The 15548-nt window shown below is 55.3% G+C and carries 13 protein-coding genes; 4 read left to right on the top strand and 9 right to left on the bottom strand.

Going from position 1 to position 15548, the window contains the following annotated elements; all coding sequences use genetic code 11:
• Position 1 precedes the first annotated feature (1 nt).
• Genes ACOOGA_RS15175 through ACOOGA_RS15160 form a run of 4 tightly spaced genes read right to left on the bottom strand, consistent with a single transcriptional unit; the run spans position 2 to position 4652 of the window.
• Complete coding sequence (locus ACOOGA_RS15175; protein ID WP_417461474.1) at positions 2–976, bottom strand: ABC transporter permease; 975 nt, start codon at positions 974–976, stop codon at positions 2–4.
• Positions 973–2076: an ABC transporter permease gene (locus ACOOGA_RS15170; RefSeq protein ID WP_417461475.1), complete on the bottom strand. Its 1104-nt coding sequence runs from the start codon at positions 2074–2076 to the stop codon at positions 973–975. Before ACOOGA_RS15170 ends, ACOOGA_RS15175 begins: the two co-directional genes overlap by 4 nt.
• Positions 2076–3611: an ABC transporter ATP-binding protein gene (locus tag ACOOGA_RS15165; RefSeq protein WP_417461476.1), complete on the bottom strand. Its 1536-nt coding sequence runs from the start codon at positions 3609–3611 to the stop codon at positions 2076–2078. Before ACOOGA_RS15165 ends, ACOOGA_RS15170 begins: the two co-directional genes overlap by 1 nt.
• Positions 3612–3635: 24 nt before the next feature.
• The gene (locus ACOOGA_RS15160; protein WP_417461477.1) at positions 3636–4652 is read right to left on the bottom strand and encodes a BMP family lipoprotein; all 1017 of its coding nucleotides are present in this window, start codon (positions 4650–4652) and stop codon (positions 3636–3638) included.
• 201 nt (positions 4653–4853) lie between these two features.
• Here ACOOGA_RS15160 and upp point away from each other — a divergent pair, with 201 nt between their 5' ends.
• The 3 genes from upp to ACOOGA_RS15145 are packed head-to-tail and all read left to right on the top strand — an operon-like array spanning position 4854 to position 6910.
• Entirely contained in the window at positions 4854–5492 is a 639-nt protein-coding gene (gene upp, locus ACOOGA_RS15155; protein ID WP_417461478.1) for a uracil phosphoribosyltransferase, read from the top strand.
• Between the two features lie 5 nt (positions 5493–5497).
• Positions 5498–6052 (top strand): phosphoribosyltransferase, encoded by a 555-nt coding sequence (locus ACOOGA_RS15150; RefSeq protein ID WP_417461479.1) that lies wholly within the window; start codon positions 5498–5500, stop codon positions 6050–6052.
• Positions 6053–6091: 39 nt separating this feature from the next.
• On the top strand, positions 6092–6910 hold the full coding sequence (locus ACOOGA_RS15145) for a purine-nucleoside phosphorylase (RefSeq protein ID WP_417461480.1): 819 nt from the start codon (positions 6092–6094) through the stop codon (positions 6908–6910).
• Between the two features lie 170 nt (positions 6911–7080).
• Here the strand turns inward: ACOOGA_RS15145 and ACOOGA_RS15140 are convergent, their stop codons facing one another.
• The 4 genes from ACOOGA_RS15140 to ACOOGA_RS15125 all read right to left on the bottom strand — a co-directional run bounded on the left by ACOOGA_RS15140 (position 7081) and on the right by ACOOGA_RS15125 (position 13764).
• A complete protein-coding gene (locus tag ACOOGA_RS15140; RefSeq protein ID WP_417461481.1) occupies positions 7081–9489 on the bottom strand; it encodes an aldehyde dehydrogenase family protein in 2409 nt (802 codons plus the stop codon).
• Positions 9490–9500: 11 nt separating this feature from the next.
• Complete coding sequence (deoC, locus tag ACOOGA_RS15135; RefSeq protein WP_417461482.1) at positions 9501–10472, bottom strand: deoxyribose-phosphate aldolase; 972 nt, start codon at positions 10470–10472, stop codon at positions 9501–9503.
• Positions 10473–10528: 56 nt separating this feature from the next.
• Positions 10529–12148: a hypothetical protein gene (locus ACOOGA_RS15130; protein ID WP_417461483.1), complete on the bottom strand. Its 1620-nt coding sequence runs from the start codon at positions 12146–12148 to the stop codon at positions 10529–10531.
• Between the two features lie 65 nt (positions 12149–12213).
• Positions 12214–13764 (bottom strand): adenosine deaminase, encoded by a 1551-nt coding sequence (locus ACOOGA_RS15125; RefSeq protein ID WP_417461484.1) that lies wholly within the window; start codon positions 13762–13764, stop codon positions 12214–12216.
• Between the two features lie 99 nt (positions 13765–13863).
• Between ACOOGA_RS15125 and ACOOGA_RS15120 the strand changes: the two genes are divergently transcribed.
• Complete coding sequence (locus ACOOGA_RS15120; protein WP_417461485.1) at positions 13864–14490, top strand: thymidine kinase; 627 nt, start codon at positions 13864–13866, stop codon at positions 14488–14490.
• A gap of 3 nt (positions 14491–14493) precedes the next feature.
• On the opposite strand, the gene ACOOGA_RS15115 is transcribed toward ACOOGA_RS15120, so the two are convergent.
• Positions 14494–15213 carry a PepSY domain-containing protein gene (locus ACOOGA_RS15115; protein WP_417461486.1) on the bottom strand — a complete coding sequence of 240 codons (720 nt, stop codon included), beginning with the start codon at positions 15211–15213 and terminating at the stop codon, positions 14494–14496.
• Between the last annotated feature and the right edge of the window lie 335 nt (positions 15214–15548).

The following is a 15548-nucleotide window of genomic DNA, read 5'->3' as shown; positions in this document are numbered from 1 at the left end:
CTTAGTGGTCCTTCTCATACGGGATACCGCTTGCTTTCGGTGCATCCATCTTGCCCGCAAAACCGGCAAGGATAATCACCGTCAGCACATAAGGCAGCATGATGGTGAACTGCACCGGCACCTCGCCAATAAGGGGCAGGCTTTCGCCCTGCAGGCGGCCCTGAAGCGCGTCAACAAAACCAAACAGCAAGCAAGCCAGAAGGGTTGGCACAGGTTTCCAACGGCCAAAAATCATCGCGGCAAGTGCTAAATACCCTTTACCCGCAGACATGTCCCGGATGAAAGCTGCCCCCATGCCGGTTGAAAGCACCACGCCTGAAAGCCCGCATAGCATGCCTGCAATCATCATGGCCTGATACCGCAGTTTCGTGACAGAAATGCCAGCGGTGTCCACGGCTTCAGGGTTCTCGCCCACTGCGCGCAGGCGCAAGCCAAAGCGGGTGCGATACAGCATCCATGCAACAAGCGGGATGATAAAAACGGTCAGATAGGTGATCAGGTTGTGGCCAGAAATGATCTCGCTATAAAGCTGACCGATAACCGGCACGTCACTCAGGCTATCCGCAAACGGCCATTTGATGGCGCTGAAGCGCGCCTCCTCCCCCAGAAGCGGGGTCTGCCCACCTTGATGGAACCAAAAGTTCGCGAGCGTAGGCGCGAGGCCCGCAACCGCAATATTGATCGCCATGCCGGAGACGATCTGATTACCGCGCTGCGCGATCGATACATAGCCATGAAGAAGCGCCAGCATCACTGAGGCCAGCACCCCGGCCACAAGTCCCGCCCAAGGCGAACCTGTAACCGCCGCAGCCGCCGCAGCCGCAAACGCAGCGCCCAGCATCTTGCCTTCAAGCCCGATGTCTACAATGCCTGCGCGTTCCGCCACAAGGCCGGCAAGGCCGGCAAGCACAAGCGGCGTTGCGGTGCGGAACGTGCTGTCGCTCAGGAGCGTGAGGTCAGTCAAAAACTCGATCATGCCGCCCTCCTCTCGAACCGCATGAACAGGCGCTCAATCGGGTCGCGGAACATATGCTCCATCGCACCAGCGAACAAGATCACAAGCCCCTGGATCATCACGATCAGATCTCGGGTGATATTGGGCATTTCAAACGCCAGTTCCGCCCCGCCCTGATAAAGTGCCCCAAAGAGGACTGCTGCCAGCACAATGCCTAAAGGATGGTTGCGCCCCATGAAGGCCACGGCAATGCCAACGAAGCCGTAACCAAGCGTGAAATTGCCAATAAGGCGGTGCTGTTCACCAAGGATTTCATTCAGCCCCATCATGCCCGCAAGCGCGCCGGAAATCATCATCGCCACAATGGTCATGCGCGCTACAGGCACACCGGCAAACCGCGCCGCACTGTGGTTTTTGCCCACCACACGCAACTCATAACCAAACCGCGTACGGTTCAACGTAAACCAAACCGCAATTACACATAGAAGCGCGATGAGGGCAGAGATGTTCAACGGGCTTTCTTCAAAACTGACCCCAAGAGCGCCAAACAGCTCGTGCATGGGCGTGAGGCCTGTGCCCGGCGGGAAATCCGCGCTTTCAGGCATCTGGCCGCCGGGGCGCTGCAATGGGCCCACAAGCAGATAGGCCAGAAGAGCCGAGGCGATAAAATTGAACATGATGGTGGTGATCACAATATGGCTGCCACGCTTGGCCTGTAACCACGCCGGGATAAAGGCCCACGCGGCACCAAAAAGCGCCGCCCCCACGATACCTGCGAGGGCCGCAAGCATGGGCGCGTCACCACCAACCATAAACACAGCGAGCGTGAGGCCAAGCCCGCCCAGCATCGCCTGTCCTTCACCGCCGATGTTAAAAAGCCCGGCATGATAGGCAACAGAGACCGCAAGCCCGGTAAAGACAAAATTGGTGGCGTAATAAAAGGTATAGCCGGTGGCTTCTTCAAACCCGAATGCCCCCTCCCACATCAGGGAAAGTGCCAGAAACGGGTCTTCGCCCAACCCCCAAATTACAAGGCCAGAGACGATGAAGGCCGCGAGCAGGTTAAGCGCAGGCAGTAGCCCGACTTCCGCCCACAACGGCAGTTTGGATGCGCGCGCCATCAGACAGCCATCCTTTTTTCACCCGCCATCATCAGGCCAAGGGTCTGCTCGTCCGCATCCTCAACATTGAGCGTACCAACAATCTCCCCCTCGCACATTACCGCAATGCGGTCAGAGATCGCGAGCAACTCGTCAAGGTCGGCGGAGACAACCAACATAGCCTTACCTGCGTTCCGGAGGGTGGTGATCTGGTCATGGATTTTGGTTACCGCGCCGATGTCCACACCGCGGGTTGGTTGGCCAATAACCATCAGTTGCGGATCGCGAGCAATCTCGCGGGCGATCACAAGCTTCTGTTGGTTCCCGCCGGAAAATGAGCCAATGGCGAGGCTTGGGTTTCGCGGCCGCACGTCCTGGCTTTCAAAATAACCTGCGGCTTTCGTCGCAATATCCTTCAACTTAAGAAGGCCATTCTTGGAGAAATCTTCTTCGCGCTGATAACCGAGGATGGCGTTTTCGCGCGCCGACATGCTTTCCACCACCCCGGTTTTTAGGCGGTCTTCTGCTACATGGGCCATGCCCATGCGCCGAAGTGCTATCGGGCTTGTAACCGTGCCCGCGTCCGCGATCACATCGTCACCATAGGTGATGGTGCCTGCGCTTACCTGTCGAAGGCCGGTGATGACCTCAAGAAGTTCTGTTTGCCCATTTCCTGCCACGCCTGCGATGCCAAGCACCTCGCCGTCCCGCACCTCAAGCGATACATTCTTGAGTGCTTCATGGCCTCGGCCATCCAGCGCTGAAACGGCTGAAAGCGACAGTCGAAGCGGGTGACCTGAAACCTCAGCCCTGCTGGCGGTACGGGCAATTTTCGCCCCCACCATCAGCTCCGCCAGTTCTGCGGCAGACGTTTCACTTGTCTTCTTGAGCGCCACAATTTTGCCAGCCCGCATGACAGTCACGTCATCGGTAATGGCCATAATTTCATGCAGCTTGTGAGTGACAAAAAGCACCGTTTTACCCTGTGCCTTCAACTGGCGGACAAGATCAAAAAGCTGTTCTGTCTCCTGAGGGGTCAACACCGCCGTTGGCTCATCCAGAATCAGCGTATCAGCCCCTTTATAAAGTGCCTTCAGGATTTCAGCCCGCTGTCGCACCCCAACGGAGAGGTTTTCAACCGGCTCATCAAACGGCAGATCAAAACCAAACTTGCTTTCAAGCGCCTTGAGCTTGTCCCGCGCCGCAGCCTTTGCAAGGCGCAGGTTAGAAGACCCTTCAGCACCGAGGATGATATTCTCTAAAACCGTGAAGGGTTCCACGAGCATGAAGTGCTGGTGCACCATACCAATGCCCGCAGCCATTGCGGCCATTGGGTTAGGGAAGTGGCTATGCACACCGTCCACCAAAATATCGCCGCCATCGGGGCGATAGAAGCCGAACAACATCTTGAGAAGTGTGGATTTTCCGGCACCGTTCTCCCCCACGATACCGTGCACGCTGCCCTTTTCCACCTGCAGTGAAAGGCCATCGTTGGCACGCACGTCCCCAAAATGTTTAGAAAGCTCTCTGGTTTCTATCGCCAACACCTGGGTCATGGGAATGTGTGCCTGCCTTAAGCCTTAGTGACCGGAGTTGCTGCCAGCCACGTCACCAACGACGATTTCACCGCTGATAATGGCGGCCCGCGCTGCATCCAGCGCGGTTTTCATATCGTCGGTAATCAGGCCTGCGTTATGCTCATCAAGCGCATAATCAACACCGCCAGCCTCAAGGCCCATCACACGGTGGCCGGCCTCCCATGTGCCTTCGCGTGCTTCTGTCATTGCAGTATAGACGGCAAGGTCCACCCGCTTGAGCATGCTGGTAAGCACCGAACCAGGCGCAACATGATTTTGGTTGCTATCCACACCAATCGCGAGTTTGCCGCTGTCTTTCGCGGCCTGAATAACACCAAGACCGGAGGGGCCAGCGGCAGAAAACACAATGTCCGCACCCCGCGCATATTGGCTTCGTGCCATCTCAGATGCCTTGATCGGGTCATTCCACGCACTTGGCGTTGTGCCTACATAATTCTCGATAATGGTCATGTCATCACGCACATAGGCGATGCCTTCACGGTATCCTTGCTCAAACCGGCGAATGAGCGGGATGTCCATGCCACCGATAAAACCAACGGTGCCCGATTCGCTCTTCATCGCCGCAATCATGCCCACAAGGAACGATCCTTCGTTTTCCTTGAAAGTGATGGATTGCACGTTGGGAAGATCAATAATCGCGTCAATAACGGTGAATTTTACGTCCGGGTACTGGCTTGCCACATTACGAACCGCAACGGAATAGCCAACACCCACGGCCACAATCAGGTCTGCCTTACGGCGGGCAAAACGCTTGAGCGCCTGTTCATACTGGGTTTCGCTCGAAGGCTCGAAGTCGCGGAAATCCGCGCCTGTCTCTTCCTTGAAACGCGCAGCACCCACATAAGCCGCTTCGTTGAAGGATTTATCGAATTTGCCGCCGATATCATAAAGCAGCACGGGCTGTACTTCTGCGGCCTGCACGGCACCCAAAGTAGCCCCCACAGCCACAAGACCAACAGCCAGCGCTTTCAAGCAAAATGCCTTCACCAAATTCGTCATGTATTTGTCACTCCCAGGCAGCATAAAGTTGAGCGGAAAATTGCGTCTTCATTTATGCCCTTATATTGTGGATTGGCGCAAGGGAACCAGAGCAGGACCGGTGGGTCAACCATTTTTGACGTTTTGGTCAAGATTAGGTCGACATTTGCTGCCCATGCCCCTATGAAATGGACATTTCCGGTAGGTGACGGAGTCTGAAGAATGACCCAAAATGTTACTGTGGTGGACCATCCGCTGGTGCAGCACAAACTCACACTGATGCGGCGCAAAGAGGCGAGCACAGCTGAGTTTAGAAAGCTTCTGCGTGAGATTGGCCTGTTTTTGGGCTATGAGGCGCTCAGGGATTTGCCGCTTGGCAAAATCCAGATCGACACGCCCATTTGCACAATGGAAGCCCCCGTACTTGCAGGCAAAAAGCTCACGTTTATCTCTGTGCTGCGGGCGGGTGATGGCCTTTTGGGGCCAATGCTTGACCTCGTGCCAAGTGCCCGGGTTGGCCAGATTGGCCTCGCACGTGATGAAGAAACGCTTCAACCCACAAAATATTTCTTTAAAGTACCAAACGATCTGACCGACCGGCTGAATGTGGTTCTTGACCCCATGCTCGCGACCGGTCATTCAGCTGTTCGGGCTGTGCAGGAAATCAAGGATGCGGGTGCTGTGGACATCAAGTTTGTCTGCCTGCTAGCCGCACCTGAAGGCATCAAAACCTTCACGGAAGCACACCCGGACGTGCCTGTTGTCACCGGCGCTATCGATGAGAGGCTGAATGAAAAAGCCTATATCGTGCCGGGCCTGGGCGACGCTGGCGACAGACTGTTTGGAACCAAAGGGGTTTAAGAAGTATGAGCGTTACCAAAAAATATGTAACCGCGCAGGAATTGCTGGACGATTCGTTCCAGCTCGGCATCCAAATTCTCCAAAGTGATTTCCGGCCCAAGTTCATTGTCGGTGTCTGGCGTGGTGGCACACCAACCGGTATCGCTGTGCAGGAAATCATGGATTATTACGGTGTTCACACCGACCATATCGCCATCCGCACCTCAAGCTACATTGGCATGCAGCAGCAGAAAGAGGTGAAGGTTCACGGGCTTGAGTACATCATCAACAACATCAATGCGGAAGACAGCCTTCTCATTGTGGATGACGTGTTCGACAGCGGCCGTTCGATTGACGCTATCGTCAATCACCTGAAGGCAAAATGCCGCCGCAACACGCCTGAGGTGATCAAGATCGCGACGGTGTTTTATAAACCAGAGCGCAATGTCACCAATCTGGTGCCGGACTTCTATTGCCATGAAACCGATGACTGGCTTGTGTTCCCACACGAACTTTCAGACATGACCAAAGAAGAAATCAAGAACCATAAAGGCCTTGTTCTGCCTGAGATTGAAGTCTAATCAAGCCTGCTGGAGTGGGGCGAGTATAGGGGATGAGTAATGAGCTTTGAGGACGTGCAAACCTGCGCAGGTTTTATTCGCGAGCGTTTCACCGGCGACATGCCCAAATTGGCCATGGTGCTTGGCAGCGGGCTCAACAGCCTCGCAGATGCCATTGAGGACGCCACCGTATTTTCCTTCATCGACCTGCCCGGCTTCCCGAAGCCAACGGTAGAAGGCCACGCGGGCCGCATGCTGATCGGAAAACTGGGCGGCAAGCCCGTTATTTGTATGCAGGGCCGCGCGCATGCTTATGAAGGCCATTCGGAAGAAAAGGTCGGTTTTGCAACGCGCGTCCTGTGGGCCTTGGGCGTTGAAATTCTGGTGCTCACCAATGCGGCGGGTAGCCTGCGTACAGAAGTTGGCCCCGGCAGCCTGATGGCGATCACCGACCATATCAATTTCTCGGGCATCAACCCGCTTGTGGGCGTGAACGACGACCGCTTCGGTCCCCGTTTCCCAGATGTCACCGAGGCCTGGAACAAGAAGCTCACCAAAAAGCTGCATAAGTGCGCCACCAGCCTGAACATCGACCTGCATGACGGTGTTTATCTGATGGCCAAGGGGCCTAATTTTGAAACACCCGCGGAGATCCGTGCTTTCAAAGTTATGGGCGCGGACGCGGTCGGCATGTCCACCGTGCCGGAATGCCTTGTGGCCAAACATGGCGGCATGAAGGTTGTGGGCATCAGCTCCATCACCAATCTGGCTGCTGGCATGCAGGCGGAACTTACTCACCATGAGACCATGGAATACGGCGCCATCGCTGCGGTAAATCTTGAGAAACTGCTTCGCGCCTTTGTGGAAGAAGTGCTCTGAAGCTTCCTATTCTACGACCCGAGCAGAATTGGCCCGAACATTAGTTCGGGCTTTTTTTTATCCAATTTGAGCTGGAAAGCCGTGCTGAGCACAAACAATAAAAAGGCCTGAACCGAGTTCAGGCCTTTGTTATATTTTGGATCTAAAGCCCCATACCTATTGGTGTTTGATCAGTAGGATTTGCCGCCTTCATTGGCGTCGCCGTAGGGCACCCAGATGTTTTTCACGTCCGTTGCCCGGCCCATCATGGCGCGGGCCGACATCTGCTCAGGGCTGGTGAAATCATAGGCTTTGCCATAGCTCAGCCACGCCCGCTTCATGTTGTCTGCCGTCGCTTCTTCAACGGCTTTTGAGCCCTCGCGGCTACCGAAATACCAGATACCGTCCACGCCATAGTGTTTGGCCAGCGGCATTGCCATCTCATCGCGTTTACCGGTAACGATATTGACCACGCCACCCGGCAGGTCTGAGGTTTCAAGGATCTGGTAAAAATCTGTCGCCAGCAGCGGATAGCGCTCTGACGGCACGATCACCGATGTGTTGCCAGCCGCAACCGCGTACGCCATCAGCGTTACAAACCCGAGAAGCGGGCTTTCATCGGGGCATATAATGCCAAGTGTGCCAATAGCCTCATTCATCGCCAGCGCCACACCGCGCATGGGCGGGCTATGCACCGCACCGTCATGCTTATCGGCAATCGCGGCGGCTGAGAACAAACGTTCGACTGAAAGCTCAACCTCACGCACCGCAGCTTTCTCCGTGGCGCCGGTCAGGCTCATCAGCTTCTCGGTAAATTCGTCAGCGCGGTAACTCAGGTTCTCTGCGATATAATAGAGGATCTGGGCTTTAAGATGTGCCGTTGTGCCAGCCCAACCAACCGCTTTTGTCGCTGCCTCAACCGCATTGCGAATATCCTTGTAGTTACCCTCGCCCACGAGGCTAACAAGGTTGCCCTTCTTGTCGACCACAGCTTTGCTGTCGCCGCCGTCTGGTCGCGCCTGCTTGCCGCCAATATACATTTTGGCGGTACGGTCCAGCCCCGGCATACCGGTGCCTGCTTTTGGCATCGCCGCCACTTCCGGGGCCGCAATCGGCGCCCAATCCCTAAGGGCAGCTTCATATTTTGGCTTGAGGTATGCGAGCATGCCTTCACGGCCACCTTCGCGGCCAAAACCACTTTCACGGTAACCACCAAACCCAACGGCCGCATCAAACATGTTGGTGCCGTTGATCCACACCACACCGGCCTTGAGCGCTGGCGCCACTTCAAGCGCACGGTTCAGGTTCTCAGACCACACGGTCGCCGCGAGGCCATAACGGGTGTTATTACCAAGCGCCACCGCTTCCGCCTGTGTGCGGAAGGTGATAGCCGTCAGCACCGGCCCAAACACTTCTTCTTTGAAGAGTATGTTGTCTGTGCCCACATCGGTCACTAGGGTTGGCGGGTAGAACACACCCTCGCCCGGCATGGCGCACGGTGCCTGCCAGATGGTGGCCCCTTCGCTTTCGCCCAAACGCACAAGGCTTTCAATGCGGTCCTTCTGTTCTTGGTCAACCACCGCGCCAATATCGATGCATTTATCCAGGCTATGCCCGACGCGCAGCGCCGCCATGCGGTGCTTCAGCTTTTCGAAAAAGCGGTCCGCAATGCCTTCCTGCACCAGAAGGCGGGAGCCCGCACAGCATACCTGCCCCTGATTGAACCAGATAGCATCAACCAAGCCTTCAATCGCACCGTCGATATCCGCATCCTCAAACACAATGTATGGCGACTTGCCTCCAAGCTCGAGGGTGAGTTTTTTGCCTGACCCCGCAATTGCACGGCGAATGATCTTGCCAACGTCGGTGGAGCCAGTGAAGGCGATCTTGTCGACATCTGAGTTAACAAGCATCGCGCCAGTGTCACCCTCGCCGGTAATGATATTCACCACACCTTTAGGCAGGCCCGCCTCCACACACAGTTCCGCGAACTTGAGCGCCGTGAGTGATGTGAACTCAGCTGGTTTCATCACCACTGTGTTGCCTGCGGCCAAAGCCGGTGCAATTTTCCAAGCGAGCATCAGAAGCGGGAAGTTCCAAGGGATCACCTGCCCGGCAACACCAATCGCTTCATGGCTTGGAAACTCTTCATTTATCAACTGCGCCCAGCCGGCGTGGTGATAGAAGTGACGCGCGACCAAGGGGATATCGATATCCCGGCTTTCACGGATCGGCTTGCCGTTATCAAGGCTCTCAAGCACAGAGAGCACCCGGCTGTGCTTCTGTACCAGCCGCGCCAAAGCATAAAGATAACGTGCACGACCGTGCCCACCGAGAAGCGCCCAGCGCCCCTGCGCCTTGCGGGCAGCAGCAACGGCGGCATCAACGTCGTCCTGCCCTGCGGCAGTGATATCAGCGAGCTTTTCGCCTGTTGCCGGGCTATAGGTCGCAAATGTTTTGGCATCCTTTGGTTTTACCCATTCGCCGTCGATAAACAGGCCAAAGCTGTGCCCATTGGCCTCAAGCCATGCGTCAACATTTTTACGGCTTTCCGGTGCAGGGCTATAGTCCATGCTCTCAAAACTTTCTTTGATTGTCATCTGGCCCTCCCTTAGCCCATTGGATGGCGGTAACCCGCCGAGTAGCCGCCAAAGGCATGATATTCTAACTGCCGCTCAAGATCGCCCAAGAGGCTTGATGCCCCGAAGCGGAACAGCTCCGGTTCAAGCCACGCGCGGCCAAGTTCTTCTTTCACCAATGTGAGATAAGTAACCGCATCTTTCGCGGTTTTAATGCCGCCTGCAGGTTTGTAGCCAACCTTGATACCGGTACGGTCATAAAAGTCACGGATCTGACGCATCATCACAAGGCTTACAGGAAGGGTCGCGTTCACGCCTTCCATGCCGGTGGATGTCTTGATGAAGTCTGAGCCTGCCATCATGGCAACCATGGATGCTTTGGCGACCTGATTGAGACTGCCGTGCTCCCCTGTCGCCAAAATGGTCTTCATGTGGGCCGAGCCGCAGGCTGCCTTAAAGGCTTTCACTTCGTCGTACAGCGCTTCCCAGTTTCCTGTGAGCACGTTGGAGCGGGTTACAACAATGTCGATCTCCCGAGCCCCTGCTTCAACGGAGCGTCGAATTTCCTCGAGCTTGGTCTCAAGCGGCGCAAGTCCCGCCGGAAAACCTGTGGACACAGCGGCGATCGGTACACTGGACCCCTTGAGCACCTTCGCCGCATCGGCCACCATGGCGTGGTACACACATACGGCACCGGTGGTAAGGCCCATATCAGCCATGCCAAATACATCAAGGATATCACGCCGGACCGGGCTCATGGCCTTCTGGCACAGGCGCTTCACACGGCCTGCCGTGTCGTCGCCTGCCAGCGTCGTCAAATCGATGCAGCTGATTGCCTTTAGCATGAACGCAATCTGAGCATCTTTTTTGACAGACCGGCGGGTGGCGATGGTGCCGGTGCGGCGCTCCACCGCGCTTTTATTGACACGGATGCTGTCCAGCCAATCGGCGTGGAAGCTTGTGCCCTGATTAACACAGGTCTCAGGTCTCGTCGCAGAAGTCATCGTCTGTCCCGGTATTGATTAAACTCGTGACTAAAAGCCAGTTCCTGACTGTAAGGTCAAGAATTTGTTTTGGCTGGTTCCTCGTTTTTCAAGAAGCCTGCTGCATATAACATCAGGCCCGCAATGAGATAACCCGCTGCCAGTCGGTGTGCCAACACTTCAGCGCCACCAAGGCTTGGGATTGCCCATGGCAGGTACATCTCGGACGTGGGCATGACCGAATGGATAATACCAAATTCAGTGCACAGGGCGGCAGCAAAAGCCGCGCAGGCCGCGCGGGTCATCTTGCGGTCAATGATCCAAACAATCATCGCCCCCCAGATGAGGCTTGTGAGGATATAGCCCCGCGCCATCGCACCCAGCAGCATATAGCCCGCAAGCCATTCTTGCGTGAGAAGCCCGTCCGCCACATTCACGACCCTACCGTACAAGTCTGACACTTTTGTGTGCGCATAATTAAGGATGGCGGGAACAGTTGCGAATAGCAGCGCCGGTGCATGCCGCGCATCACCACCCGCAAACGCAAGGCGCAGGATATCGCTTGCTACCACCACCAAAATCGGCTTCAGCACCGCTTCGGGGATCAACTGTGAAGCCAGCTCAATAATGCCGAGAAAACCGATTACAGTGACAACCGCAGTTGCGCCCAGAGCATACCCCGTGCGCGCACCCATGCGCTTGTAGGTGGCGTGGCCAAAATAGGGTGTGGTTTGCACAACACCGCCAAAAAGCGCGCTCACGGCTGTCGCCGCCGCATCAAGCCGCACTACTTTACCGGCGTCAAACTCATCGCCCGCAATGCGTGCACCCGCCACCACATTCACCGCGCTTGCAGCGATAAGAAGAGCGAACGGCAGAATAATACCAAGCTGATTGGTCACATCACCAAACACTGCCAGATAGCCTTCAATGGTCGGCATCGGCAACACGGGGCGGAAATCCACCGCAACGTTGATCACATAACCTTCGCCCGCGCCCGCAAATGCCAGCACATAATAAAGGATAGTGCCCGCCACAATCGCGAGGATCGAGCCCGGCATGTTAAAGGGCAACCGGTGGCCTGCGATCAGCGCAAACGCCATGATCACGAGCGATACAATGCCCACTTCCGGCAGGGAGAAGATGCCGTATATGGCCTCAGCCCCTAGCCACACGGTTGCGATACCCGCCATAGCGCCCACAAGCGCCATTTGCGGCAATTGCTGCTGCATAGCTCGGCCAAAGTAGGAAAGCCCGAACTTGATAGCTGCCATCCATACGGTTGCCGCCATGCCCAAAATCCAGGCTTTATCGGCCGCAGCTTCAACGCCCATGGCGTCCACATTCATGGCATAGGCTGGACCAATGATGAAGAAGCACATGCCAAAGAGCGTGGGCAAATCCATACCCAGTGGAATGCTGGTAAGCTTCTGGTTGCCTGTTTCCTCAACCGTTTTTTTGGTAAGCCAGGCAAACACAAGGTTGCCGAAAATGATACCAACGATAGCGCCCGGAATAATACGGGAGAAGATATGTTCCGCCGGGAAACTGAACGCGCCCATCAGCACGCTCGCCAGCACAAACATATTTACCGTTACGTCCAGAAAAAAAGCAACGCCCGCATTCAGGTCCGCTGAAAACTGTGATGGTGGCGGCGCGACCCCGCCCAGCGAACCCGTGTTGTTACTATCGGCCATTTTGTCCCCTAACTTCCATTTTTACGCATACCGCCCCCCGCGGCACGAGCATGTGTTCGTTTGTATTAGTTGAATGATGTGCGCTTGCGAACCGGAATGCGCATGCTGTCCTCGAAGGTGCGGAACCGCTCCTCCAGTTTCCATTGCATGCGCGCTTTTTCACTCTCGTTCAGCAGGGCCTGACACTCAGCGCCAGGATCTTGCCCTCTATCCACATCACGTGAGCACGCTTCACTGCCCCACAGGCTACTACCCGGCAGGAAGCTATAGGTTAGCGCGTTGCGTGAGGTGTGGCGAAGCTCAAAATACGGCACATCATATTCCGTATAGAACCGCATATATTCGTGTGTCAGATCGATGCGTGACACGCCCTCGTCATCGGTTGAAAGCGCATAAGGCACCAGCATATCGCGGTAAAGCGCGAGCGGATGTTCGGTGCCTGAAACACCAAGAATTGTGTCATTGCTGGTGAGGTTGATCTCAACCATGATCTCGTTTTCGACCATATGTTTGATCAGGCCTTCCATGTCCCACTCATAAACCACAGCAATACCGTGGCCAATGCGTTTGGCGTGGCCGATCTCAATGGCTTCACGCATATGGAAGGTAAGCTGATGAGGCCGCACAAGGCCAAGCGTCAGTTCACCCGCATGCAGCGCCACATTGCGCGGGCCCAAATTATTATAGAGATGGTCGATCATGCGCATATGCAGCGTGTAATCACGCAGCGCACGGAAGCCATCCTCTGGCGCCACAAGGTTCATGCCCACCATCTTCGGCTCGTCCGCCATCAGTTGCCAGCCAAGGATAAACTGGCCAAACACCATGGCCGGGTCAAACTCGCGCACCACCTGATGCAAGAGGCGAATTTCAACATCACACCCGGCATCAGGCGTATCGGAGCCACAGCCAAGAAGCTTGTTTTTTTTGGCATAGGCCGCGGCAATCTGCTTGCGAGCAGATGCCACCAGTTCCGGCATCTGTTGCCCGAACTTGCCTTTCATCAAAGCCTGATAATCTCCATTCAAATCGCCAGACAATTTCACATTGCCCAGAAGCGGAAACAGCTCAGGAAAGATGATGGTTTCCATCAGTTCTAGGTACAGAATGTTCTGCCGCCCCGCCCTGCGCGCCACTTCAGCAAGCTGGTCACCAAGCCGCTTGGGCGATGCTGCAATACGGGGAAAGGTGGCAAAAAAATCATTATGGCCAGACCAGTTGAGCGTCGGCACATAGGAACGGTTCGAAAGCGAGTTGATGATCTCCCTGCGGTGATCCTCATCCATGCGCGCTTCTTCCGCTGTCAACCAACCGCTGGCGGCGCATGTCTCTGCCGCTTTAAACTTGAGGGCTGGCACGCTCATGTCTGCGCAAAGACCATCTTCTGCGGCCCAATCGAGCCACGATTCGGCATATACAGCGCCGCGTAGGTGGTTGTGCAGGTCACCCCCCTTGGGGAAGCTTTCCATCATGGGGCGCAGGCGGCCATTTTCAGCCGACCAGGCGAGCACATCACCTGCCGTACGAGCCTTCAGGGCGCGCAAATCATCGGCCTCGGCTGACGGTCGGCACAGAAGCGCCACCACCAAAAGCAAGGTAAAACCGATGGTCCGCATATTTTCCTCCCTCAAGGCTTGCCGAAGCCAGACGAACTGCCTAGGCTCGCGTCACACCATATCCCAACATTCGGGCAAAGAACATAAGACAGATCGCGCATGGCCAAACTGTATTTTTATTATTCCGCGATGAATGCGGGTAAAACCACAACTCTCCTGCAATCCAGCTTCAACTATCAAGAGCGCGGCATGAACACAATGTTGTTCACGGCGTCTATTGATGACCGTTTTGGTGAGGCTGTCATTGCTTCCCGTATCGGCCTCAAAGCTGGTGCACATCTATTCGACGCGAATATTGACCTTTTTGTCAAGATTGCAGATGCGCTAAAAACGCGCCCCATCCATTGTATCCTTGTGGACGAGGCCCAATTCCTGACCAAGGACCACGTATTCCAGTTGGCGTCGGTGGCCGATGTGCTGAAAATACCGGTGCTTTGTTACGGCCTTCGAACTGACTTCCAAGCCACGCTTTTTGAAGGCAGCAAATGGCTTCTCGCCATCGCCGATGAACTGCATGAGTTGAAGACAATATGCAAATGCGGCTCTAAGGCCACCATGAACCTGCGCATTGATGCTGAAGGCCGTGCGGTAAGCGAGGGTGCGTCTATCGAGATCGGAGGCAACGACCGTTATATCGCGCTGTGCCGCAAGCATTTCATGGAGAAATTGAACGGCCCCGGCAAGTTGCCGGAGCTTTCACCAACCGCGCTGGATATGGACAGCTGAGGGCTAGGATTGCCTTATACGCTTTTTGGGTTTGAGGCCAAAATCCCGGCGACCAAAGCGGTAGATGAGAAGCGCCAAGCCTGAGAGCGCAAAGATAAAAGCCGTTCCCGCAGCCACCATCACAAGCGGGTTATTGAAATTATCTCGCGTGTCATAATCCATGATGTGCAGCATCCAGAAGAAATCATAGAAGCGCCAAACATCATTCCTTCGTGCCACCACGCGCCCGCTTGAGGGGGACACATAGATAAGCGTGCCCTCTTCGTCATGCATATCTACCTGCCACACGGGTGTTTTGCCACGGTAGTCATAAGGGGCAATGTCCAGCAGTGTCGCTGTCGGAACACCAGCTTGGCCCGTAAAATCAGCTTCGGCAACCGCAAGCGCATATGCCTCATCAAGCGGTGTGAGCTTCTCACCACCCTCAGCTGTATAGGCCGCCGAACTCCCGTCCGCGAAGGTCAGTTCTATCGCCTGTTTGCCCGCGATGGTCCGTGCCTGCGCTGAAATAATGTCAGGATTACCAAGCGATGTGAGCAGGTTGCCAAGCTCATCGGCTGACAACGGCGTAGGATTTTGCACTGAAAGGTTGTGCTCCCCGCGCACCTGCTGGATCGGTATCCAGGTCATTACAACACCGCCAAGCGTCCAGCACAAAAACTGGAGGCCAACGATTAAGCCGACCCATTTGTGAATTTTACTGACAATTTTATGCGCCCGCACCGACTTAGCCCCCCGCTGCTCAAAACTTCTCTATTTCTTGGCTAGCACAGCAGGCCGAAAAGGCAAGCTTTTGGCGGCTTTCTGCCAGTTATCTACTGGCTTCAAACTGTGATAATGCCAGCCGGGAAATTTCATCGATCGTTTAAATATCGAATAATATCTTATACTTAAGATAGAATACTGCGACATTATAGTCACAGTATGGACCGATTGTTACATTTGTTACAAAAGAGCCAGTGCTGAACACTCCCATTATGGTTAACCCGCCCGTCTCGGTGTTGGAGCCCTTGCGTATTTTTAGTGCTCCGGGGAGGGAGGACGCTTTTCGGTTACCT

The sequence above is a fragment of the Kordiimonas sp. genome (assembly GCF_965216265.1).
Lineage (GTDB): Bacteria > Pseudomonadota > Alphaproteobacteria > Sphingomonadales > Kordiimonadaceae > Kordiimonas.
Note: the sequence above shows the minus strand (reverse complement) of the source record. Positions and strands in the feature narration are given on the sequence as shown.